This window comes from Maribacter sp. MMG018 (assembly GCF_018100785.1).
Lineage (GTDB): Bacteria > Bacteroidota > Bacteroidia > Flavobacteriales > Flavobacteriaceae > Maribacter.
This window is the reverse complement of sequence record NZ_JAGJEC010000003.1, coordinates 23,184-46,062: the sequence shown is the minus strand read 5'-3', so window position 1 is coordinate 46,062 and position 22,879 is coordinate 23,184. Positions and strand designations below refer to the sequence as shown.

Below are 22,879 nucleotides of genomic sequence, written 5' to 3'. Positions count from 1 at the left end.
AACATGAAGTGCCGTTAAAATGGACCTGTTAAATCCTTTAACCGATAATTTGCATGTATTAAACGAATTATGTTCTTAATTCTCGTGAATAAGGAGTGGTATACTTAATTTTGAGTTCTATATTTGTAACCCTAAACACTTGAACCATTGAAAACCACTTTAATGCCTACCAAAATTTGGCTCTCTTCCCCGCACATGGGGGGTACTGAACAAAAATACGTAGCCGAAGCTTTCGATACCAATTGGATTGCCCCGTTGGGACCCAACGTCAACGCCTTTGAAAAGGCCATTGAGGAAAACCTGGGAAATGGAGCGCATGTGGCCGCATTGAGTTCTGGTACAGGGGCCATTCATTTGGGACTGGAACTGTTGGGTGTTGGGGCCGGTGATGAGGTTCTTTGTCAAAGTTTTACATTTTCCGCTTCCGCCAATCCCATTCTTTATTTAGGAGCAAAACCTGTTTTTGTAGATAGTGAAACGGATACGTGGAACATGTCTCCGGTGTTGTTGCGCGAGGCTATTGTAAACCGGATAAAGGAATACAAGAAACCGAAAGCGATCCTTGCCGTGCATTTGTACGGTATGCCCTATAAGGTAGATGAGATCCGTGAAGTGGCGGATGAATTTGATATTCCCGTTTTAGAGGATAGTGCGGAGGCTTTGGGAAGTACCTATAAAGGTATACGCTGTGGAACTTTTGGGGATATTGGTATATTATCTTTTAATGGAAATAAGATCATCACTACTTCTGGAGGAGGTGCTTTGGTGTCAAAGAATAAGGCATACAAGGAAAAAGCGGTGTTCTTGGCCACCCAGGCCAGAGACGACGCACCCCACTACCAACACAGTCATGTAGGTTATAATTATAGGTTGAGCAATGTGCTGGCCGGCATCGGAAGAGGACAAATGGAGGTTTTGGCCGATAGGGTAGCCGCAAGAAGGGCAAATCATACATTTTACTTTGATGCCTTGAACGGTTTTAAGGAAATTACATTTTTGCCGGAGCCAGATGGTTGTTTTTCAAATAGATGGTTAAGTTGTATCTTAACACCATCTTATGATATGCGAGAAAAGATCAGGACGGTTTTATTGGATGAAAACATAGAATCTAGGCCGTTGTGGAAACCATTGCATTTGCAACCTATTTTTAATAAGTATGAACGGTTTATGGATGGAACTTCGGAAGATCTTTTTGAACGAGGTCTGTGCTTGCCCAGTGGCTCCAATTTAACTTCCGAAGATTTGGAGCGTGTTGTTTCTATCATTAAAAACGTTTTATCATGATACAAAAATACCTAGCTTATAATAGTCAGCGTTACGCCTCTAAGTGGTTGGTATTGGTCATAGATCTTGCCACGATAGGCTGCTCGTTCGTATTGTCATATTTGATACGATTTAACCTAACCTTGAATTTTAAGGTAGAGAATTTATTGGTGCAATTGCCTTTGGTATTGGTAACGGCTTTGATCGCTTTCCTTATCGTGGGCTCTTACAAAGGAGTTGTACGCCATACGGGGGTAAGGGATGTCTATAATATTTTTAATGCCGTTTGTTTATCAAGTATCTTGGTCATTTTTGTGGTGCTTGCCAATAGAATGTTTGGTATTCTAAATGTCTTTACCATTCCCTTATCCATTATAATTATAAACAGTTTGATCACCTTTATTGGTCTGACCGCATCACGATTTGTATTCAAATCCATTTACAATAGAATGCATAGCATGGACAAGGCCTATAAAAACGTACTTATTTATGGTGCGGGAGATTCGGGAGTGCTAACACATGGAGCCATTACAAGTCATGCCCAAAGTAAATACAAGGTGTTGGGTTATGTGGACAGGGACCCCAAAAAAATTGGAAAAAATATAAATGGGGTGCCAGTGTTTTCAAGAAAATCATTGACAGAGTCCTTTATAGCCAAAAACAATATTTCGGAGATTATTTTCTCCATACAAAACATAGACGCTACCAGACTTCGTAAAACAGTGGAAGGATTGGTGGATCTGCCTATCGTAGTTAAAATTGTACCGCCTATTGAAGATTGGATCAACGGTGAGCTGAAGGTTTCGCAAATCAAACAGGTACAGATAGAAGATTTATTGGATCGCCCACCGATCAAGATAAAGAATAGTAAAATAGAGATGGAGCTGTTGAACAAAACTATTATGGTAACCGGGGGTGCCGGTTCTATTGGAAGTGAAATAGTACGTCAAATATGTTCTTATTCTTATAAATCATTAATTATAATAGACTCTGCAGAATCTGCTTTGTACGATCTACAGCAAGAACTGAAACAAAACGGGTGTCATAATTTTATTCCCATTGTAAGTGATGTTCGAGACAAAAACAGAATGAACGCCTTGTTTATGGAACATCGTCCTAACATGGTCTTTCATGCGGCAGCCTATAAGCACGTTCCTTTAATGGAATATAATTCTTACGAGGCTATCAAGATCAATATTGCGGGCACCAAGACCGTTGCGGACCTTTCATTGGTTCACGGAGTAGAGAAATTTGTTTTTGTATCTACGGACAAGGCGGTGAACCCTACCAATGTTATGGGGGCTTCTAAGCGTATTGCCGAGATGTACATTAGTTGTATGCAAAAAGAAAACAAGACCAAGTTTATTACGACAAGGTTCGGGAACGTTTTGGGATCCAACGGATCTGTTATTCCATTGTTTAGAAAGCAAATAGAAAAAGGTGGGCCTTTGACCTTGACCCATAAAGATATTACCCGCTATTTTATGACCATACCGGAAGCTTCCCAATTGGTATTGGAAGCTGGGGCCATGGGTGAAGGAGGTGAGATTTTCATCTTTGATATGGGAGAATCGGTGAAAATTTTCGATTTGGCCAAGAATATGATCAAGCTCTCAGGATTGAGGTATCCCGAAGATATCGACATAAAAATTACCGGCCTGCGCCCAGGGGAAAAATTGTATGAGGAGTTGTTGGCCAATGGTGAAAATACCATGCCTACCTACCATCAAAAAATTAAAATTAGTAAGGTACGTGAGTTGGATTATGCCAAGGTGCGCTCTAAAATCGATGAACTATGTATTACCAACATGTTCTTTAATGGCAATACCGTTAAATTGATGAAAGAAATTGTGCCCGAATATGTTTCCAAAAATTCTGACTTGTGCGAGTTTGATGAAAAATCGGAGGCTACCGTTGACGGCTCAAAAAGCAACTCAAATTTAAAAATTGTTCAATCTTAAATTTTTAGTATCCTTGTGGTACAATAATCCATTCAATATAATTATGTTAAGAAACAAAGGTATTTTCAAAGGAGTATTTTTAATAGGGTTCATAGGGGCTTTATTGACCTCATGTGGGTCTAAAAAGGATATCGTTTATTTTCAGGATGCGGCCGATTATGAAACCATCGTAAGTGATAATAGCCATGTAAATACCTTTAAGGTAGATGATATTTTAAGAATTAATGTGTCTACCTTGGATCCAGCGGCCAGTGTGCCCTTTAACCTGTTTTCAAGCATACCTGAAGGTACCAATAGTGCTCCACAACAATTGGATTACCTAGTGGACAAGAATGGAGAGATCGATTTTCCGGTATTGGGCAAAATTAAGGTGGTGGGACTTACCCCGGAGGAAACCAAAGAATTATTACGTGAAAAATTAAAGCCCTACCTAAAGGACCCTATCATTAACATTCGATTGTCCAATTTTACCATTACGGTATTAGGAGAGGTAAACCGCCCCGGAACCTACCAAGTGAATGGGGAACAGATTACTGTTTTGGAGGCTATTGGTCTTGCCAATGACCTTGGCATTAAAGGTAGAAGAGACAATGTATTGGTAATTAGGGATTTTAACGGGACCAAAGTGTATACCCGTGTTAATTTGACGAGTAAGGATATTTTAAACTCACCGGTCTATTACCTTACCCAAAACGATGTGGTGTATGTAGAGCCCAATAAATCGGCCGTAAGTCAATCTACTTTAGACAATAGGGCAGGTTTGGCAGTGTCTATAGCATCTCTTGTTATAACTACAACGATACTTCTAATCACTAGAAATTAAGATAAATACACGCAATCATATTCAAAAGTAGTCTATGAATTTTTCCGATAAAAAAGAGGATATAAAGAACATTATAACCACCTATGCCAAGCAATGGAAATGGTTTGTGCTATGTGGGTTCTTGGCCTTGGTCTTCGCGTACCTGAATATAAGGTATACGATACCAGAATATGCCGTGCAGTCGCAGATACAGATCGTACAGGAGCAAAATACCTCTAATGGTATGAGTATCTTTCAGGATCTGGACATCATGGGAGGTACCGATAAGCAAGTAGAGGATGAAATTGAAATATTGTCCTCAAGATCCAATTTTATAGAAGTGGTGAAAGAATTGGGGCTCAATGTTAAAATGATGGCCTTGGGAAAGGTTATTAATTCTGAGATATATGGGAATCAGCCTATTAAAATAAATTTTATCGCCGCCGATTCCATTGTCAACAGTGCTAGATATAGCTTTTTTATAGAGTTTACCTCGGCAACTACCTTTGGTTTTGCCGAAGATGAAAACTCGCCATCAAAGGTATATTCATATGGGAACGGGATCCCGACCCCTATGGGAGATATGGTTATAACCCCCAATGTAAAGGATCCAAAAGGCTTAATAGGAAATGAGTACCATGTTTCTATAAACCCTGTTGAAAATGTAGCACGCTCTTTAAAGTCGGCTGTTTCCATTTCGGTGACCCAAGAGTATTCGAATATTCTAGATGTGTCCATGACCAGTGCCATACCACAAAAGGCAAAGGATATTATAGATAAATTGATAGAGGTGTATAACAGAAATGCGGTAGAAGAGAAAAAACGTGTTGCGGATGCTACCTCTGAGTTTATTAACAATAGGATAAAACTAATTTCGGGAACACTTAGTTCGGTAGATCAAGATGCCCAAGAATTATTGACCGAAAAAGGAATGACGGGATCAGGCCTTGAGGTCGGTGCGGCTGTACAGGTAAGTGCCGGTAGTCGTCAAAATTTGGAAAGTGCCAAGGTGCAGTTACAAATGGTAAGTGGACTTAAGGAATATGTAAGTGGAGAAACGGGGTATGAGGAAATGCCCGTAGTTGATGTAGGAAGTAGTGCTTTAAACCAAGCTACAATGCAATATAATACCTTGGTAGCGGAGCGTAAACGATTATTGAAAAGTGCGGATGAGCAGAACCCGATGATCGTTAATTTGGATGAGCAATTGGAGGGGTTAAAAAACACGATGAAATCTAGTTTGACCTCTTTGGAGCGCAATGTGGGGATGAACGTAAGTACCCTACAGAGTCAATTGGGCCGAATTCAGGGAACCATATACTCGGCTCCCGAAAACCAACGTGAATTGAGGAATATTACCAGGAAGCAAGAAACTACGGAATCGTTGTATCTCTATTTACTACAAAAACGTGAAGAATCTCAAATTGCGTTTGCTTCCGCAGAGCCTAAATCGCATGTGATAGACAAAGCTTATGTAGCTAGCCCAACACCGGTGAAGCCTAAAAAAGCTATTACCTATCTTGCTGCTTTAATGTTGGGTATGTTGGTTCCTTTTGGAGTTATTTATGCCAAAGATTTATTGGATACCAAAATACATAACAAACACAACTTAGAGGACATCACCAAAGATGTTCCTGTTTTGGGTGAATTGCCAAGCCTAAGCAAAAAGGACTCAAAGCTAATTGTAAAAGACGACCGTTCTGTCTTGGCAGAGGCCCTTAGAATTTTAAGGACCAATCTGGACTATATGATAAAGGCCAAGAAAGGTGCTGAAAATGGCAAAAACAATAAAATATTTATTACTTCTAGTGTACCCGGAGAGGGTAAAACTTTTACCTCTACCAATTTGGCCATGATATTGGCCAGTACCAATAAAAAAGTACTATTGATCGGTGCGGATATTCGTAACCCGAAGTTCTATTCTTTCTTTATGGGAGATTCTGTCGATAAAATGAAAAGATCGGAAAGAAATAAGGATGCCGGACTTACAGATTTTATCTTTAACGAGAAGATAGAGGTGGCAGATATTATAAACCCTATGCTGGTACATAGTAACACCATAGATGTTATTTACTCGGGTAAAATACCACCAAACCCTGCAGAATTGTTAATGAGTGACAGGGTAGGGGAACTTTTTGACAAGGTGGCCGATATGTACGATTATGTAATCGTGGATACGGCACCGTTAATGGTTGTAAGTGATACCTTGTTGATCAGTCCACATGCAGATCATATTATATATGTAACCCGTGCCGGTGTTACCGAGAAAAAGGCAGTAGAGTTCCCGTTACAGTTAAGGGAAGAAGGTAAAATTAAGAATGTGTCTTTCGTAGTAAACGATGTTAGTTTAGATAACCTTGGTTATGGAGGTAAATACGGTTACGGCTACGGAAAGACAACCAAAAAGTGGTGGAAGTTGTAGAGGGTGGTCTACCCTTTAAAATTATAAGCTGTTTTTTGTATTAAAGGTTCTACTTTGGCAATAAGGGAAGTACTAAGTTTTATTTCCCTTATTGCTTTTAATTGTCGTTGGTTGTGTACATCGGACGATATAAAATCCAATAATCCATTATCTAGAAGGCTTAATGCCGATTTTTGTACTTCTTTTCCATAATAATTGGATAAAGAAAGTATGTTTAGCTGCATCAACATGCCTTTGTCCTTATATTCTTTGTAAGTACTGGTTTTACCATGTAAGAATGCATAACGTTCTGGATGGGCAAGGATAGGGTAAAGGTTCTTGTCCGCTATTTTTTCCACAGCGGTAAGCAAGTTTAAGGAGGGTTGTAAATAAGACATTTCAATTAATATGTACCTTTTGTCCAAAGGCATCACCTCGTCCTTTTCTAAAATATTCTCAAAATTGGAATCGATCATATGTTCAGCAGCCATATCTATGTTCACATGGTTTAAATTATTCATTTTTAAACCATTTTGAAGTAACGCAAATGAATTGGATATAGTAGCTGGCGTATTGGGATGGTAGTTTTCCATAATATGCGGTGTACATATGAAATCCGAGACGCCAAATTCTCCAAATCCCTTGATCAACTCTATGGAATCCTCCACACTTTTAGACCCATCATCTATACCGGGTAGCAAGTGGTTGTGTATGTCTACAAAACCTTCTAGGGAATCTACTAAAAAATTCTTCTTTGTAAAAAAGTTGAACATAGGGGCTTTTTTGTTTTAATATAGATAATGTTATGGATTCTAGAGGTAAATAACTAAAAGCCATAGAACTATAATATGAACTGCAGATGCAAATATAGAACTTAGCTTTTTGTTGATTTTGATTTTGAAAAAGTTTTATGAATCCATCCGTTACATTAATATCGGGTAAAACTACCCCGATGATACAAAATACCCCGTCTTATATAAGGAATAGCTTTTGTTATTGTTTTATTTTTTTGTTGGTTATCAGTGGTTTATAAAATAGAGGAAGGGTTTTAAAAGGATTGGCACGTGAATTGTTGTTTGATGGTCGTTATGTTTATTTATGGCTTCCTGTTATAGGACTCCATTAAATTGAAATGAATAAATGAGTTGCTAATTAGTGTTCTGTTTTTGGAAATTTAATTTTGTGTAGCAAGATTATAGTTTTTTGAAAACCGAAATCTATTTAGTTTTTGATCCGCCCGGTTTGGGCTATGTATTTTTGCTTAAAGTGGTTAAATACAAAATCGGGCGGTATTAAAAAAATGCTTGTTTTAAGTATGTGAAATCTTCTTTCTATATCACTTTTACGAAGCTAAATTATCTTCGTAGATGTCAATCTCACTGGCTAGTTGTATTAGTTTGTCTTTATAAGTTTTTAATTGTTTCAGTACATTATCATACTTAGAGGGTACTATATTGTTTTTTGATCGGAACAATTTTTCATAATAATGAATACCTTCATTAAGATGCTTGCCAAACGATGCTAATTGTTTTTTGTGTTTGCCGGTCGGTGATCTTCGATATATCAAAATCTGTTTTTTATAATAATCAAGGTAGATATATAACTCCTTAATAAACATATGAGGTCTGTCGGTACGTGCAATTATGTTCGTTCTACCATATATATGGTCGATCATTTCTTTTAAAGAAGTAATCTTCGAAAAATAGGCCATGTTGGGCCCTGGGCAAACAGATACTCCATCTCCCTCGATTTTTGTATCCAAATCGTGGGCCAGTAGGGCAGAAGTGCCCAAGCCTACACATGTACACGACTTTTCGGTAATCTTTTGAAAATGATAATCGTATTCGGCTTTTGAAAGGTTGAGATCTTTAAGTTCTTTCAGTTTTTGATGTTGATATTGTCGTGATGCGGTACAAAGGCCTTTCTCGTTAAAATCTTTGTTCAGCGCAACAAACTTCTTCGGACACGGACTACCGGGTTTGCCATCGGAGATACGCTTTAGTTTTTCCATATCTTTTGTATTTTCTTTTAAACTATGAAAAGGAACACCCAAAGGGGAAATATTGCTCAAATAGAGATCTTCTTCTTTGGCCTCGACCAATTTGTTCAAAGTATCTTGATCCACTGTTGTCGCCTCTGGCACCAATAGGAATGCAGATCCCCAACCCACAGCGTCCACATCATACTCATCAAGTAAAAATTGGTGTTCTTCTGCCGTGCCCACACCGCCTTGAGCCGTGATTTTTAGAGGTAAAGGCTTTTTGGGAACAGGGCGTTGTTGGTGTTCAAGTGCATGAATAAGAAGTTCGTGCACGGTATCGATCAACTCTTGTCGATTTTCTTTAAACTGTTGAAGAATCGGCCCCATCAAATAGCCATCCGTGGCAAAGGCATGACCACCACAGTTGAGTCCCGATTCTATTCGGTATTCTGAAACCCAGATACCTTTTTTTGCTAAAAATTTTCCTTGGATCAGGGCTGATCTATAATCACTAACCTTGAGTACCACTTTCTTTTTGAGGTTTCCGTCCGCATCAGGATAAAAATCATCAAATTTTTCTAGGTAACTGTACAAACGTGGATTCATTCCAGCCGATAGAATAACGGAAGAACGTAGTTTACTTTTTGCAAAACCTCTAAGGGCCGCATGGGCGTCATTAAATTCTGGACTAAGCTTTTCTTTCTTTACGTAGTTTTCCTTGTCGACCTTGGTCATAATGTTAACATCAATGCTTCCCATAGGCATGTGTTCCTTTACCCAATATTTTATATTGGTCATATTAAGGCCATTTTTTGTAAGCTCTAAGAATTCTTTTTTAAAAGAAGAGGTATCGGGCAGTAGGTTGAAATACGATTTAATACCAACTGCAGTTTCGGTGGTGGAATTCTTGAATTCCTCAAACTTTTCATGAGCAAGATCATGAATCATATTAAGATAAGAACTAATGCGTTTGGCCCTAAAATCTTCCATACCCTCCGTGATTTCCTTGTAGGGAAGGTTGTATTTGCCAGCATACATTTTGCGAAGTTTTTCCAACAGAATATCATCGACCAAAGAAATAACGGAGTCGATACCGAATTGTGAAACTTTTAAGGGGGAATCGATAGTGAACCCTATGCCCATAACGGGAATGTGAAAGGAATGTGCGTATGTCATAAATTGTTTTTTGTGATGGTTTGATCGCACTGAACGTATTTGTTCATGGATCGTAAAAAACTGTAGCTAACAAAAATGGGATTTCAGATAGTCTTAAAACATGATTTTGATCAGGTTTTTTGAATTAAAAGTGGCTGAAATAAGGTATCCCTTTCTTTAAAATGAATCTACTGTTTAGATTCATAAAAACAAAAAAGGGGAACATTTTATGTTCCCCTTTTTTTAAGGTCCTAAAAATTTTTAGAATTTAAACCCCTTGGGCGTCACTGATTACGCGGTCAATAAAATCCGTATTTATACGTAAAAGCCTTGCCAAGTTATAGAGTACGTTTACTTCACTGTCGTCTATTTGTCCGTCGGCGTACGATATGATCGATAGGTCCCTCAGGATATTCAACTTTTGCATCACGGACAATACCAGATCCAGATCGCCGGACAGTTGTTGTACTTCTTCTATCATTTCCTTTTCGGTAAGGCCTTTAATAGTCATCATACAATTGGCAAAGACCTTAGGGAGTACAATACTGCTCAATGCCTGTATTTCCGAGTCGTCAACAACACCATCGGCATTCGATATCAAGTAGCCCCCCAAGAACATAAAACGTTGTATTTTTTCCGAATACTCGCCGTTTTCTTCCAAGTTCTCGGGCTCCATCAAAGACATGATGCGCTTAATTTCAAGTTCCATGGCCTCTTCGGTAATCTCTCCCTTACTACTTTCGTTAAAAGAGGCATAGGTTTCGCTCTTGTTAAAAAGTTCCAAGGCTTTGATCCGTAAAGGACTGAAAGGGTGACTGCTGTACCAATCCGATGGGTCGTGATTGGCATCGTTCAAGGCCTCTTCCAAATCTACAAATTGCTCTATGTAAGCGTTTAGTTGAAAGTCCAGCGAATCTGTGGTTACCCCCGAAGATAGTTTAAAGAAGGTACGGCCGGCAGTTTCAAAATCTTGGCAGCAAAGCAATCCGACCCTATCGGCGCTTATTTCGGCATTTCGGTTCCATGCATACAATTTCATGGCGTGTATGGGGGCCAGGTCATTTTGGCCAATATCCAAGATCTGTCGTACGGGGTAATCAAAATGTTCAAAAAGTACATGGCCGATTTCATGACCGATTACGAAGGTCAGTTCCTCTTTTGTAAAACGCTCCAGCATTCCCGAAGACAAAATGATATAAAGTCTATTGTCGTCCGGTGGGTAGCAAGAAGCATTGAATTGATCGCTCTGATAGACAAAGAATTCAATGTCTGCCTTCAGTCTTAAAATCTCCTTGCAATGTTCCCCAATTTCATGAAGCATGGGAGCCAAGGTTTTGGTCAACCTTAAACTGGATTTTAACAAATGCTTTCTCGATTTGAACTTACCGTTGGTTTCGTTGACCTTTTCTAAGGTCTGTTGTATCAATTCATTATTTTGAAACTCGATAACATAGTCCCTATCGCCATCATAGACCAAGTGGTTCAAATTTATTCCAGCTCTTTTATCGGAATAGATATCGGGTACTTTATCCGTTACCGCCTTTTCGTTCAAGGCGTTGATCTCTTCGATACGTTTGGTATAATCATCGGCCAACTTTGTTGTTGTATTTTGAAATGAAACACTTACTTCCTGTATTTTTTGCATATCTCCTTTGGCCTGCGCTTCATTTAAATTGGCCAACATCTCTTCTTGGGCCGCATTAATGGCATCTTGGTGTTCTTTTTGTAAATCCGCTAAGGTTGTTGATGTGTATGACATAATATTATTTTTTTAGGCTTGAACGGCTGTTTTTGAATTTGAAATTTTCATGAGGTTTCCCTTTAGGTCGAAAATGCCCAGAATCTGATCATCCCCATTTTTGGCCAAAATGTTATTGCCACAGTTTTCTACCTGATATCCTTTGGCCATTAAGTAATAATGTAGACAGTATTTATGCGGGAACCGATAGCTTGCCGCTAGATTGGTAAAATGGGAACAGATCAATGCAGGGGCGGTTCTTGCTTTGCTATCGACCTCTTTAGATCGCACGGTTACATATACTTTTAAGCCTTTAAAAGTTAGGGGAACATAACAACTGTCATGTAAAGCACCTAAGGCTATAACGGAAAAGTACGCCCCGGGATCAGTGTCCATTTGCAGTTTCGGAGTGGTCAGGTCCTCTAGTTTATAGGCTGCTCCCAGATCCCTCATTCCCATAGATGTTTGAAGGAAAGTCTCGGGAATACCACTTTGGTTGTTGGCCCAGGCCCATAACCAGCTTTTTTCGTTCTCTGAATAGGTTCCGATAACCTGAATATCAAAAACCTTGTCATCGCCATAGGTTAATTTACCTTCAAGGATATCGCAGCTCCAGTTCAAACCTTCTACCATCTCCCCAAAAATTTCCTGCTTTTCGCAAGCCAATGCAAAAGATTGGTCGTACAGTTCCGCCATAGAAACTTTTGGAAGTGGGTTGGGTTGTTCCTGTTGATTTTGCGGTGTTTCGGTATTTACAGGGGTTGTTGGTGTTTCTGAAACGGCTGGAGCGGCCGCTGCCGTGGCATTATCCGTGGCTGTTTCGGCAAATTCCTCCAGTTTGTTTTCCAATAATTCAAGAATACGGTTCGTCTTGTCTTCAACATTATCGGCGTTTATAATAGGACTATGGTCAATTTTTAGCACACCATCTTCAAAAGTGATGGCTTTCCCTAAACTGTGCTCATTGTTTTCGTTTACAATGATTACATTTTTTAATCCAGCCTTTAAAAGTTCAACCCCCATTTCATCAATACAAATCGCTTTAAAGGCTTCGATCAAGGGCTGAAAATATATTTTGGGAAAAGTGTTATGGTATATGTGCGAAAAGCGGTCTTCCATTAAGGTGTCCCACTTAATGTCCATAGGGACTTCGAAACCTGCTGCTTGGTTTATTTCCGCTTCCAAAGCGGGATATTGTTCGGTTTGAAAGGCTTTGATTATTCTTCTTTCTTTAAGGCCCATATCTTTTGTTTTTTATAGTTGTTGTAATAATTTTTCTTCTAAAATTTTGGACAGTTCCTTTGGTAATGCCCTGTCTATTGCCAACGAAACGGTAAGTGTCGCAGCTTGAACATCGATGCTCAAGGTATCTGCCTGATGCAGGATGATGGTATCGATAGCTTGCCAGGCGCTTTTGCCTAAATCGTCTTGTGTTATTTGGGAAACCACCGTTTGTAAGGCTTTGAACACATCTTTTATGTTCAACCGGTTGTTCTGCTCATCAAGGGGAAGTTGGTCTATATTGAATTCCTTGATCTGATTTCCCAACTGTGACCTTTCGGCCTGCAACCAACGTTTTAGCTGCAATACGGTAAGCGTTTCGTTTGCTGGGTCTATCGGCCTGCTAATACTTCCTTTAGATAGGGCGACTACCATTTTTTTTGGCTGTTTTACCGTGATGGACACCAAGCTATGCAAATTGAAAAACGATACCTGTTCATCGGACGAAAGCAAGCAGACCGATTTTTGATAATTCTCTTCTTTTATGTCCAGCACAATGCCCTCCAAATAGCTGCCGTTGGAAAGGGAAACACGTAATAAAACTGGTTTTTCATTTTTATAAACGCTTTGTAAAACCTGTTCTGGCGTTTGCGCCACAAAGGCGTTATAGTAAGGTGTATTTGTCATAATAAGAAGTGTTGTAAGTGATTGTCAATAGATAAGGAAATACAAACATGAAAGGGTTTACAGATTGCTTTCCAATAGATCGGTCAACACTTTTACCCTCTCTTCAACGTTGTCGGCATTGAGGATGGGGCTGTGATCTACCGTTAGAACGCCCTCTGCAAATGAATAGGCATTTGTAGGGTTGTGATGGTCTTTTGTATTGGTGATGCGTACTTCCCTTAAACTTTCGGCCAAAGCTTCCTTGCCCATTTCGTCGGCGGTGATGGCTTTGAAGGCTTCAATAAGTGGCAAGAAGTATATTTTTGGGTACGAGTCGTTATACAGATGCAAGAAACGGTCTTCGAACAGGGTTTCCCATTCAATGGCAAGTGGAACATCAAAACCTACTGCCTCGATTATTTGGGTTTTTAACTGAGGAAATTGCTCTTCTTGAAATGTTTTGGTAAATCTTTTTTCTTTTAATCCCATGATCTTTTGTTTTAAGGGTTATTTGTTTGTTTACCTCAAAACTAGGATGGGAAAAGGGGGATTTTAAAACCGTTTTACATTTGCTATTTTCTGTTTTGTATTTGCGTTTATAGGCTGTCCAAAACCTGTTTTAGGTACGATTTTTTTCGTGTGGCCACGGGTATTTTTTCGTCGTTCGTAAGGCAAACGGTATTATTGCTACCGATCGTTTTTATATACTTGATATTCACTAAATGCGATTGGTGCACGCGCACAAACGTATGTTCGCTCAAAATGTTCTCGTAATACTTTAGGTTGCGGGCACTCATGATTTTTTTGTCCACGGTATGGAACACCGTGTAGGCGCCATCGGATTGGCAGCGTACGATATCCTTGATTTGAAGAAAATATTGGGCGTCGGCCGTTTTGATCAATAGCGTTTTCTGAATTTCCTTGTTATTGATCTCGGCAACTTTGTCCAGTGCACTCTTATAGACTTGCTCTTTCTTAAAAACCTCCCTGAACCGATCCAAACATGCCGATAGCTCATCGGAGTCAATGGGTTTTAACAAATAGTCTATGGTATCGAACTTAATCGCCTTTATGGCGAATTCGTCGTAGGCGGTAATGAAAATAAGTTTGAAGGCGATACTGTCCAAGGCCTCCAAGATTTGAAAAGCGTTGCCGCCAATAAGCTCTATATCGAGAAAAACCAAGTCAGGGGTACGTTTCTTTAAAAAACGTATGGCCTCTTCGACATTGTCTATTTTGGCAACGACCTCAATATCTTTTTGAGTGTATTTAATAAGTTTGTCCAGCGTGTTAAGGGCATTGAATTCATCCTCAACTATAATGGCTTCGATCATTGAATTTTCAATTTAAAAAACACTTTTGTTCCTGCGGGATTATTGTTCTTATCAAATAGATCTTCGATTATGAAGGTTTTTTCCTCTCCCTTTTTCCTCATTTTTAAACGCTCTTTAAATATACTTGTTGCGTGCAGTTCTTCGGTTATTTTTTCATCTTTGGCCTTTGCCGATCGTCCTACCCCGTTATCGGTAATGACGAAGGACAGTTCGTTCTGTGTCCTTTCTATTTTAAGTAGCAATTTGCCGCCTTCTTTTTTCTCCTTTAGGCCATATTCAATGGCATTCTCGACAAAAGGTTGCAATAACATGGGAGGCACCTGTATGCTCGAAGGGTCCTCTATACCTTCGGTTTCTATTGCATATGTAAATGCCTTGTTAAAGCGTAATTGTTGGGTTTCTATATAATTGGAGATCATTTCAATTTCCTTGTCCAATGGAATCGATTCCTTTCTTACATAATCGAAATTTTGACGAATGAGCTTCGAAAATTTGGCAATGTAGTTGGATGATTTTATAGGATTGCCTTCTAAGGTTATATTCTGGATGGCGGCCAAGGTGTTAAAAATAAAATGCGGGTTCATCTGTACGCGAAGTAGGCGCTGCTCTAATTTTGAAGCCCTGTTCGCCGCCCGTAATCTGCTGTTGTATATATAAAAGGCGGTACTTATGAGCAAGAGTATAAACAGGATGGCCGTACTTATTAAAAGCCAGGTATTTCTACGGTTTATTTCTTTCTGGTGTTTAATTTCAGTCTCTTTTCGTTTGACTTCATAATTGACATCGGCAAAATTCAAAAGCCGGTCTTTTTCCAAATTATTTACGTTTTGCCGTAAACTGTCCCTGACAATTTGATGGTTCAAGGCTTCGGTGTAATCTCCGGACATAATGGATAAGGCAATCAGTTTATCCCTTACATCGATCTCTTCCTTTGTGTTCTTCGTAGCTTTGTAAATAGCCAATGCCTTGTTGAAGTTTGCTTCGGCCGAATCCTTTTCGGCCTTCAATAAAAATAAATTGCCCAGACCTTTGTAGGGTGCCGCGTTTACGGCTTTTATGTTTTTGTTCAAGGTAATGGCGCCCCGTAAAAATTTTTCGGCACGCTCGTATTCTTTTGCTTGCATGTAGGTATAGCCGATATTGTTCAGCACACTTACCAATGTTTTCGGGTCTCTTTTCGTTTGGCTCAGTGTCATGGCCTCAGAGTAACTGGCCAGAGCTTTGTTGTAATCTTTTAACTTCAGATAAATACTAGCCTCATTGCTTTTTATTGAAATTAAGGATGTGGTATCCCCCTCTTGCGAATACAGGCTGTCGGTCAATTGGATATAGGATAGGGCCTTGTCGTAATCTTTTAATCTAAAATGGAGTTTGAACAACTGGTTATAGGCCTTTCCCTCTATGCGTTTATCATCAATTAACTGCCCTAATTCCAAGGCATGTAGGGCATATTTTTGAGAGGTTTCTATATCTCCCATGTGTAGGGCGGCACCACTCAAGGTAATTAGGGAGCGGCCTTGGTTGTATTCATCCTTTAGCCCAACAAACAGTTTATGGCCTTCTAGATGGGTGTTGAATGCTTCGGGGTATTTGTCGTTCAGGTACAAGGCCTCGCCTTTCTTGAACAATAACAGGGCCCGCTCCAGGTCGCTTAGATCTTGGTTGTTTTGCAATAAGCTGTCCAGCTCAAAAAGTGATTTTTCAGGTTGTGTCAGTCTTATGCTGTCCAACACGGCGAGTCTCTTTTCTATACTTGGGCGTAGGGTGTCTTGCTTGTCACAGGCCGTAAAAAAGACCAAGAATAAAATGCTAAACCCTAACCGCCAAAGGCTTCTGTTCTTTAAAATCATGAAAGCAAAACTCAATGTTGTTTGAGTAGGCTAAAGTAAGAAATCAGTAATGTTTAATGAGGGTGTTGGGTGTGGTTTTTCTTGTTCGGATATGGAATCTAAAAGATTTGGCAGATGTCATAAAATTGCACATCCATTTCGTTTAAGTCGTAAGCGATAAAAATTAATCTTTACTTTTTAAAATGTTAATCTAAAATGATTTCTTTTCTATTCTTGTAAGTATTTCATATACAAGCTTCAGCGTGCTTTTCGAAGCTTCTAATTGATTTAAAGTACCTGCGATATAAGTATCCAGTTGGGGACAATACCATAAAAAGGATGCCGTACTGCCTGTGTGGCCAATAAGTTGTAAGTCGGTTTCATTATTTAATAAATCTTTAAAAGATACTTTTCGTATTCCAAACCCGTATTGCATACCTACCGTTTCATCAACCCAATGTTGCATTTGTAAGCGTGTTTCTTTTTTTACAACCTTATCTTCATTGTACGCTTTCAAAAATTGAATTAAATCTTGTGTTGTAGATACTAAGCCGCCACCGCCCCAATCGGCACTTAAACTTTTGAACGAGGAAAGTTCTATGTCGCCCACATAAAAATTAGCTGTTTTGGAGGTAGAATTTATTGGTGATGATTTTAAATTGATATAAGAACTATTCATTTCCAAGGGTTGAAAAATGAATCGCTGAAAGAACTCATGTAACGTTATACCACTTGTTTTTTCGATTATTAACGCCAGAAGCACATACTCCGTATCGGTATAATGATAGCCTTGGCCAGGAACAAAGTGGGGTTTCATCTTTTCTTTGGTGAATAGAATCATTTCATGGGGGGACCAAGACTTATTTGTATCAATAAGTAATTGATTGATAATATTTGGGCTTTCATCAATGGTAATATCTGTGAAATAGTCTGGCAAACCGGAAGTATGTTGTAATAAATGAGCTATGGTTATGTCTTTTGAATATTCTTTGCCGTCCATTACATGCAGATTTTCGGTAAGCAGTTCTGGTAGATGTTCAACTATTTTATCATCAAAATTCAACTTACCGAGGTCTTGTAAGATTCCGATGGCACTGGCGGTCAGCATTTTGGTGATACTGGCCGTGTAAAAAGGATTGTTGATAGATATAGAGTCTTCCGAGTTAATTTTACTATCGGCTAATTGAATATCTATACCGTTGGTTTTAGAATGTATATGCAGAAAAGCACTTTTAATCGATTCTTTTTCCAATTGGGCCTTAAACAATTTCTCTATCTCTTTATGTAGGGTCTGCTGACCGAAGCAGGATATTGAAACAAAAAGCAGTAAGCTTAATATTGTGTTGTTTTTCATATGTAGAAATTTATTGTTTTTAATAGTCGTATAGGTATAAACAGTGTCTTTCCATACTCTATTGGTTAATTGTATACCCTTTTACATAAGATGCCAATTGCAGCATATTATAGAATTTAATAAAATCGCCCTGTAATACAGAAATAAAGCTATGATCTACTAACAATGCCCTAGAAACGATTTGTTTTTTTTCATGGTTTATTTCTTCGATTACGGTTCTAGAGCTGTCTAGTCCTCCGGTTTCATAAGCTTGCAATGCTTTAACAGCATTTTCTTCGGCGGTTATGGGTCTTTGTTTAGGTGTATATCCCATTTGTTGTACCATGGCCTCTGCCAACACCCAAACCGACCACGGATTTTGACCGGTTATTAAATTATCGTCAATACTTATTTTTTCCAAGTACATGGTTCCTTCATTAAATTCTGCGCCTTGTTCAATTAACTTATCTTGTAATAGGAAAGGAAAAATAGAGGCCGCTTTTGGTATCAACAATAGTTCCTCCTTATTAGTAAAACCACTTACATTTTTATTTTTCACAAACCATTGCCCGTCTTTTAATTTCACGTTAACAAATGCTGCAGGGCCATGACATACGGCTCCAATAACCCTGTCTGTATTATGAAAATCTTGCACCAAGTGTTGTATATGCCTATTATTCGGAAAATCGAACATAGCACCTTTGCCTCCAACAAAATAGACGGCTTTATATAGTTTGGTATTTACATCTTTTAGCGACAATGTGTTCTTTAATTTGTTTTGAGGTATATCGTCATTTAAAAAGGCATAATCGAATTTGCCCATATCATCGTCGTCTAATACTACAGGGGGGAGTCCACCTAAGGGACTAGCAATATCAACATCAAAGCCGTTGGCCTTAAAAACATAATAGGCCCTTGCCAATTCGGTAAGTTCATAACCGGTGCTCTTTTCGCTGGTGCCCATAGTATCTGTACTGGTTACAACAGCCAGTATTTTTCCTCGATATGCTGGTACATTTTCTGTGATATAGGCAATATCGCTTGCTTTACTATTAATTAATGTAGGATCTTCTGCCGGTAATAAACTTACAATATATATACCTGTAATAATAATGAAGGCAAAAACAATGGCCATACTGGTCAGAATCCATTTCACGATGCGGTATTTTTTAAACATAGTTTCTTTTTTATATGTTCTTATAGCTTAATTAGAACCAGCTAAACCCTAGCCCTAGGTTAAAGGTGACGACGTCTCTGTGGGCATCCTGTTCTAGAAAAGCCCTTCCCATAACTAGTTTGGACTGAATGTTAAGAGCAAAGTTCTTCTTTTTATAAACTTCGTAACCAGTGCTGGCCATAACTGCACACCCAAAATTCCAATCATCGTTCACGTTGTCCTCTATGTCGTAAAGTGCCGGTGAGTCAATTGCCAAACCTAGACCTCCATGAATCCACCACCGGTCTTTTACCCAATATTGTACAGATGGAATAAAACCTCCGAAATGTCTGTCGTTGTCCTGAAATTCATAGATCATGCCGGGCGTAGATGCAGTGATGGCCAACTTATCGTTTAGCATATAACCAAACTTTAGTTCGGGAAAACTGATACCACCTTGCGACTCGTCGAAAGATTGTATGCCATTACTATCCTCTATACTTATTATACCTCCTCCAAGTCCTACTTCTAGCATAAAACCTTTACGTTGCGATATGGTTTGGTCGGTAGAACTGTTTTGTGAAAATGCCACTGTAGACATTAGTGTACAGGCGATGAACGCCATTTTAATGATAAATTTTTTCTTGATTGTTTTCATGATTGTTCGTTTTTTGATTGTTCTTAATTTGATGTTACAAAGTTGGGGTACAAATTGAAGCAAATCGTCTTGATTTATAAATAAGAACTTTATTGCATTTGATTTGTATTTAAAATTTGATCCCCACATAAAGGTTAGGTTCGAACAGGAAATAAGATTTCCATTTATTGTCCAATTGTTTAAATTCTTCAGGAGTATTGGTGTCAAATATCCAATTTTGGCAATGAATCTGGGGTTCTACGAAGATGCGCTTCTTTTTTCCGAAAGCAATGTGATACCCAAGGTGGTACGATGTGTAGAGCTTAAAGCCGTTGGCTATTTTCTTATCGTTCAGGTCCAAATAGGTCTTGTACTGGGGCAAAACTTCTACTGAGGCAAATAGTCCCTTCCACAGCATTCGTTGGTACGATATTCCTATTCCCGTTTCCCGCAGATAACCTGGGTAAAATTCCGTTTTCGAATCTATTTTGTCCTTAAGTCCGTCCCACCATTGAATGCCCATGGGTTGGAACAATCGCCAAGTGGCAAGTTTGACACCAATGATGTTTTTAGAATCCAATTCGCGCTTTACGTGAAGCTCAATATGCTGCGTATTTGTTCTTTCGCCTCCTTTACCGATATTACCTAGAATAATTGCAGGAAAACTGACCCTGTATTTATAATCCGTATCATTATTCCTTAAAGATTCCTTGTTGCCCTGTGCCCATATGTTCAAGGTGCAAAAGACAAAGCCGATGATCAACAGTTTTTTCATTTTGATTTGTTTTTGATTATTCGTTTTTTGATTTACAATGAATTTACTGGTACAAAGAAACGTGAGAAGTAGAGGCGCTTCGTCCTGAATTATGATTTCAAACCTTTTGCCTCTGTGGCCAAAAGGTATACCCGCTATTTTCGGAAAATGTCGTATTTCATGCATGCCAAGAAAAAAGGCCTAACATTTTTGATGTTAAGCCTTATGGGAAACTTAGGTTCCGTCTTGTTTAAGATACTCTTTCTTTTTTTATGGCAACGCCTCCGGTCCAGAAGTCAGTAGATCCAGGTTTTTGGTAATTTTTTCAATACTCCAATGCCACCATTGTAGGGCCAACAATTTTTCGATACGATCTTCCGAAAAACGTTTTTTGATTGGTTTAGCCGGGTTTCCCCCAACAATGGTATAAGGCTCCACATTTTTGGTGACAACCGCTTTTGTGGCAATAATGGCGCCATCGCCTATATGTACCCCCGGCATAATGGTTGCGGCATGGCCTATCCACACATCATTACCGATAACGGTATCCCCTTTTGACGGATAGCTTTTGCCCTTCATGGCATCTTGCCATGCGCCCCCAAAGATGGCAAACGGATAGGCTGTTGTAGCTTCTGTGAGATGGTTGCCACCATTCATGATAAAGGTGGCATCCGAAGCGATCATACAAAACTTGCCGATGATGAGTTTGTCCCCAATAAAGTCAAAATGGTATTTGACATTTTTTTCAAAGTTGGATACGTCCTCAAAATCATCGTAATAGGTGTAATCGCCCACAACGATGTTAGGATTGTTGATATAACTTTTTAAAAAACATAGGTTTTTATAATGGGCCAATGGAAAAACTGTAGTGGGATCAGGAATTTTCATAAAGGTGCTATATGTTTTGATGTTTTGAACAGTACAAAGGCCAAATACAGGGTTATTAGGGCTTGGACTTTCTCTATTTTGGTCTCCGCCAAAAGGTTGCCAAGGGTATTCAATATAAAAAATACGGCAAATACGAACAATATTCCCTTTATCGCCTTAGCTGTAAAAATAGGTTTAATAATCCTGTTTTTCATTAGTATAACCATTGCCAAGAACAGCATGGTAACCAAGGCTACAATTTCTAAAACATAAATGGTCTGGATCGACGCTATTTTACCGCCCCAAACAATAGTATGGGGTACCAATTGAAATAGCACCGATAAATGTAAGACGGCGTAGGCTACTGCGATGGTTACAACGATTTTTTCTGAGGTTCTCATTTATAGTACGTTTAAGGTCTTAAAGGTTTTTGGCCTGTGCCAAATAAAAATCCTTAAGATGTTGATTGCCATACGATGGGGCAATATTGTCCTCTGCCATTAAGGTTAAAAAAAACTCGATCGGGCCATAGGTTTTGACACTGGTAAAATTTCTTAGGCACCAGAGGGTCAGTTTTCGGCTCCAATCGGGTAAATGAATAATTTTTATGGGTTTTTCCAAAGAAGTCAGGGCGAGTCGGCCTATATCGTTAAGACTTAAAACATCGGGGCCTCCAATGGTCAATTCCTTGGTGTCCATGTCCAATGAATCCACAATGGCCCTTGCCAAATCCTTACCGTGTATGGGGTTAAATTTTTGATGGCCCGAGCCGAACAGATATACACGACCCGATTTGGCCATTTGTAAAAAATCTTTCATATCCGAGAAAAAGCCATTAGGTCTTACTATGGTGTAATTTAATCCAGAGGATTTTAGGGCATCGACAAACTTTTCCTTGGCTTCAAAAATTTTTAAAGCTCGATATTTATCGCCGTTAATGGCCGAAACGTATACAAAGTGCTTAACACCGGCCTTTTTTGCTTCTTTAAGCAAATTCATATTAGCCCCATAATCTACGTCCATATAGGTTAGCCCCTCTTTTTGCCTGGTAATGCCCACCGTTGATATTACGGTGTGTATGCCTTTACAGATGTCGCGTAAGGTTTCGGGCTTTGTCACCTCGGCCTGCTTTACCTCCAAATAGTTTTCGTTGCCGTTCGACAACTTGTCGGGGTTGCGTGCAATGGCGATTACCTGGTTTTGTTGTTCGGTGAGTACCTCTAGCAAGTAACGGCCCAAATATCCTGTGGCCCCTGCCAATAAAATGTTGGTATGTTTCATTATCGATTGATTTATAGGGCTATTTTTTAGTGTAGCCTTCTTTTAAAAATGTAGCGTGTGATAAAAATTCCGTTGTCATCGTCTCCGCCTGCATTGCTTTCCACCGCGCTGGTCACGAACATCAAATTCCAACCTTCTGAAAGCATGGCCGTCAATTTTGAAGAAATCAAGGCGTCATTGGCCGCAATATTTTGAAACCGAATTCCGCCTAGGTTAAAAAGGTTCAATAATTTGGTCTCTTCAAAATTCTTAAGCCTAATGTCCTTTCTTTTTGATTTATTCCGGGTTGCATTGTCCTCGGTTCGGGCAGAGGTAAACCGTTCGTAATTCCTTTCATCGTTTGACGAAATGATACGCGATCGGCCCAAGCCGCTCGGAACGATGGATTCGACGCTTGTGATGACCTTGATCTCAAAAGCTTGTTCATTTGTTTCTTGACTATAGGTATTTGTCGCCAATAGTGCGAACAATGTGAAAATTGATAGTAATTTTTTCATGGG

The 22,879-nt window shown here is 39.2% G+C and carries 20 protein-coding genes; 4 read left to right on the top strand and 16 right to left on the bottom strand.

Annotated features, from left to right (window positions below; all coding sequences use genetic code 11):
• Positions 1–162: 162 nt before the first annotated feature.
• Genes J8L85_RS14350 through J8L85_RS14335 form a run of 4 tightly spaced genes read left to right on the top strand, consistent with a single transcriptional unit; the run spans position 163 to position 6,448 of the window.
• Positions 163–1,284, top strand: coding sequence for a DegT/DnrJ/EryC1/StrS family aminotransferase (locus tag J8L85_RS14350; RefSeq protein ID WP_211018405.1), 1,122 nt, complete (start codon positions 163–165; stop codon positions 1,282–1,284).
• On the top strand, positions 1,281–3,224 hold the full coding sequence (locus J8L85_RS14345; protein WP_211018403.1) for a nucleoside-diphosphate sugar epimerase/dehydratase: 1,944 nt from the start codon (positions 1,281–1,283) through the stop codon (positions 3,222–3,224). The genes J8L85_RS14350 and J8L85_RS14345 overlap by 4 nt, the downstream gene beginning before the upstream one ends.
• A 43-nt stretch (positions 3,225–3,267) precedes the next feature.
• Positions 3,268–4,047 (top strand): polysaccharide biosynthesis/export family protein, encoded by a 780-nt coding sequence (locus J8L85_RS14340; protein ID WP_211018401.1) that lies wholly within the window; start codon positions 3,268–3,270, stop codon positions 4,045–4,047.
• A gap of 34 nt (positions 4,048–4,081) precedes the next feature.
• Complete coding sequence (locus tag J8L85_RS14335) at positions 4,082–6,448, top strand: tyrosine-protein kinase (RefSeq protein ID WP_211018399.1); 2,367 nt, start codon at positions 4,082–4,084, stop codon at positions 6,446–6,448.
• A gap of 8 nt (positions 6,449–6,456) precedes the next feature.
• On the opposite strand, the gene J8L85_RS14330 is transcribed toward J8L85_RS14335, so the two are convergent.
• The 16 genes from J8L85_RS14330 to J8L85_RS14255 all read right to left on the bottom strand — a co-directional run bounded on the left by J8L85_RS14330 (position 6,457) and on the right by J8L85_RS14255 (position 22,876).
• Complete coding sequence (locus J8L85_RS14330) at positions 6,457–7,200, bottom strand: CpsB/CapC family capsule biosynthesis tyrosine phosphatase (protein WP_211018397.1); 744 nt, start codon at positions 7,198–7,200, stop codon at positions 6,457–6,459.
• Positions 7,201–7,769: 569 nt separating this feature from the next.
• Entirely contained in the window at positions 7,770–9,584 is a 1,815-nt protein-coding gene (locus J8L85_RS14325; protein ID WP_211018395.1) for a hypothetical protein, read from the bottom strand.
• A gap of 247 nt (positions 9,585–9,831) precedes the next feature.
• A complete protein-coding gene (locus J8L85_RS14320) occupies positions 9,832–11,322 on the bottom strand; it encodes a M48 family metalloprotease (RefSeq protein ID WP_211018393.1) in 1,491 nt (496 codons plus the stop codon).
• Positions 11,323–11,334: 12 nt separating this feature from the next.
• A complete protein-coding gene (locus tag J8L85_RS14315) occupies positions 11,335–12,543 on the bottom strand; it encodes a DUF6882 domain-containing protein (protein WP_211018390.1) in 1,209 nt (402 codons plus the stop codon).
• Between the two features lie 12 nt (positions 12,544–12,555).
• Positions 12,556–13,209: a hypothetical protein gene (locus J8L85_RS14310; protein ID WP_211018388.1), complete on the bottom strand. Its 654-nt coding sequence runs from the start codon at positions 13,207–13,209 to the stop codon at positions 12,556–12,558.
• A 57-nt stretch (positions 13,210–13,266) separates the two neighbouring features.
• The gene (locus J8L85_RS14305) at positions 13,267–13,677 is read right to left on the bottom strand and encodes a hypothetical protein (protein ID WP_211018386.1); all 411 of its coding nucleotides are present in this window, start codon (positions 13,675–13,677) and stop codon (positions 13,267–13,269) included.
• Positions 13,678–13,784: 107 nt separating this feature from the next.
• Positions 13,785–14,522 (bottom strand): LytTR family DNA-binding domain-containing protein, encoded by a 738-nt coding sequence (locus tag J8L85_RS14300; RefSeq protein ID WP_211018384.1) that lies wholly within the window; start codon positions 14,520–14,522, stop codon positions 13,785–13,787.
• Entirely contained in the window at positions 14,519–16,372 is a 1,854-nt protein-coding gene (locus J8L85_RS14295; RefSeq protein WP_211018381.1) for a tetratricopeptide repeat protein, read from the bottom strand. The genes J8L85_RS14300 and J8L85_RS14295 overlap by 4 nt, the downstream gene beginning before the upstream one ends.
• A 190-nt stretch (positions 16,373–16,562) precedes the next feature.
• A complete protein-coding gene (locus tag J8L85_RS14290; RefSeq protein ID WP_211018379.1) occupies positions 16,563–17,705 on the bottom strand; it encodes a serine hydrolase domain-containing protein in 1,143 nt (380 codons plus the stop codon).
• A gap of 58 nt (positions 17,706–17,763) precedes the next feature.
• Positions 17,764–18,861: a type 1 glutamine amidotransferase domain-containing protein gene (locus tag J8L85_RS14285; protein WP_211018376.1), complete on the bottom strand. Its 1,098-nt coding sequence runs from the start codon at positions 18,859–18,861 to the stop codon at positions 17,764–17,766.
• A 31-nt stretch (positions 18,862–18,892) separates the two neighbouring features.
• Positions 18,893–19,498, bottom strand: a complete 606-nt coding sequence (locus tag J8L85_RS14280) for a hypothetical protein (RefSeq protein ID WP_211018374.1) — start codon at positions 19,496–19,498, stop codon at positions 18,893–18,895.
• Positions 19,499–19,607: 109 nt separating this feature from the next.
• Positions 19,608–20,252, bottom strand: a complete 645-nt coding sequence (locus tag J8L85_RS14275) for a hypothetical protein (RefSeq protein WP_211018372.1) — start codon at positions 20,250–20,252, stop codon at positions 19,608–19,610.
• 249 nt (positions 20,253–20,501) lie between these two features.
• A complete protein-coding gene (locus J8L85_RS14270) occupies positions 20,502–21,119 on the bottom strand; it encodes a CatB-related O-acetyltransferase (RefSeq protein WP_211018369.1) in 618 nt (205 codons plus the stop codon).
• A complete protein-coding gene (locus J8L85_RS14265; RefSeq protein ID WP_211018367.1) occupies positions 21,116–21,499 on the bottom strand; it encodes a hypothetical protein in 384 nt (127 codons plus the stop codon). The genes J8L85_RS14270 and J8L85_RS14265 overlap by 4 nt, the downstream gene beginning before the upstream one ends.
• Before the next feature lie 19 nt (positions 21,500–21,518).
• A complete protein-coding gene (locus J8L85_RS14260; protein ID WP_211018365.1) occupies positions 21,519–22,379 on the bottom strand; it encodes an SDR family oxidoreductase in 861 nt (286 codons plus the stop codon).
• A 26-nt stretch (positions 22,380–22,405) separates the two neighbouring features.
• A complete protein-coding gene (locus tag J8L85_RS14255) occupies positions 22,406–22,876 on the bottom strand; it encodes a hypothetical protein (RefSeq protein WP_211018363.1) in 471 nt (156 codons plus the stop codon).
• Positions 22,877–22,879 lie beyond the last annotated feature (3 nt).

Excerpts from the sequence above, each read along its gene's own strand:
- J8L85_RS14325 (WP_211018395.1), bottom strand. The coding sequence starts at position 9,584 with ATGACATACGCACATTCCTTTCACATTCCCGTTATGGGCATAGGGTTC.
- J8L85_RS14320 (WP_211018393.1), bottom strand. The coding sequence starts at position 11,322 with ATGTCATACACATCAACAACCTTAGCGGATTTACAAAAAGAACACCAA.
- J8L85_RS14275 (WP_211018372.1), bottom strand. The coding sequence starts at position 20,252 with ATGAAAAAACTGTTGATCATCGGCTTTGTCTTTTGCACCTTGAACATA.
- J8L85_RS14340 (WP_211018401.1), top strand. The coding sequence starts at position 3,268 with ATGTTAAGAAACAAAGGTATTTTCAAAGGAGTATTTTTAATAGGGTTC.
- J8L85_RS14335 (WP_211018399.1), top strand. The coding sequence starts at position 4,082 with ATGAATTTTTCCGATAAAAAAGAGGATATAAAGAACATTATAACCACC.
- J8L85_RS14310 (WP_211018388.1), bottom strand. The coding sequence starts at position 13,209 with ATGACAAATACACCTTACTATAACGCCTTTGTGGCGCAAACGCCAGAA.
- J8L85_RS14300 (WP_211018384.1), bottom strand. The coding sequence starts at position 14,522 with ATGATCGAAGCCATTATAGTTGAGGATGAATTCAATGCCCTTAACACG.
- J8L85_RS14285 (WP_211018376.1), bottom strand. The coding sequence starts at position 18,861 with ATGTTTAAAAAATACCGCATCGTGAAATGGATTCTGACCAGTATGGCC.
- J8L85_RS14350 (WP_211018405.1), top strand. The coding sequence starts at position 163 with ATGCCTACCAAAATTTGGCTCTCTTCCCCGCACATGGGGGGTACTGAA.
- J8L85_RS14330 (WP_211018397.1), bottom strand. The coding sequence starts at position 7,200 with ATGTTCAACTTTTTTACAAAGAAGAATTTTTTAGTAGATTCCCTAGAA.
- J8L85_RS14315 (WP_211018390.1), bottom strand. The coding sequence starts at position 12,543 with ATGGGCCTTAAAGAAAGAAGAATAATCAAAGCCTTTCAAACCGAACAA.
- J8L85_RS14260 (WP_211018365.1), bottom strand. The coding sequence starts at position 22,379 with ATGAAACATACCAACATTTTATTGGCAGGGGCCACAGGATATTTGGGC.
- J8L85_RS14290 (WP_211018379.1), bottom strand. The coding sequence starts at position 17,705 with ATGAAAAACAACACAATATTAAGCTTACTGCTTTTTGTTTCAATATCC.
- J8L85_RS14255 (WP_211018363.1), bottom strand. The coding sequence starts at position 22,876 with ATGAAAAAATTACTATCAATTTTCACATTGTTCGCACTATTGGCGACA.
- J8L85_RS14345 (WP_211018403.1), top strand. The coding sequence starts at position 1,281 with ATGATACAAAAATACCTAGCTTATAATAGTCAGCGTTACGCCTCTAAG.
- J8L85_RS14295 (WP_211018381.1), bottom strand. The coding sequence starts at position 16,372 with ATGATTTTAAAGAACAGAAGCCTTTGGCGGTTAGGGTTTAGCATTTTA.
- J8L85_RS14265 (WP_211018367.1), bottom strand. The coding sequence starts at position 21,499 with ATGAGAACCTCAGAAAAAATCGTTGTAACCATCGCAGTAGCCTACGCC.
- J8L85_RS14270 (WP_211018369.1), bottom strand. The coding sequence starts at position 21,119 with ATGAAAATTCCTGATCCCACTACAGTTTTTCCATTGGCCCATTATAAA.
- J8L85_RS14280 (WP_211018374.1), bottom strand. The coding sequence starts at position 19,498 with ATGAAAACAATCAAGAAAAAATTTATCATTAAAATGGCGTTCATCGCC.
- J8L85_RS14305 (WP_211018386.1), bottom strand. The coding sequence starts at position 13,677 with ATGGGATTAAAAGAAAAAAGATTTACCAAAACATTTCAAGAAGAGCAA.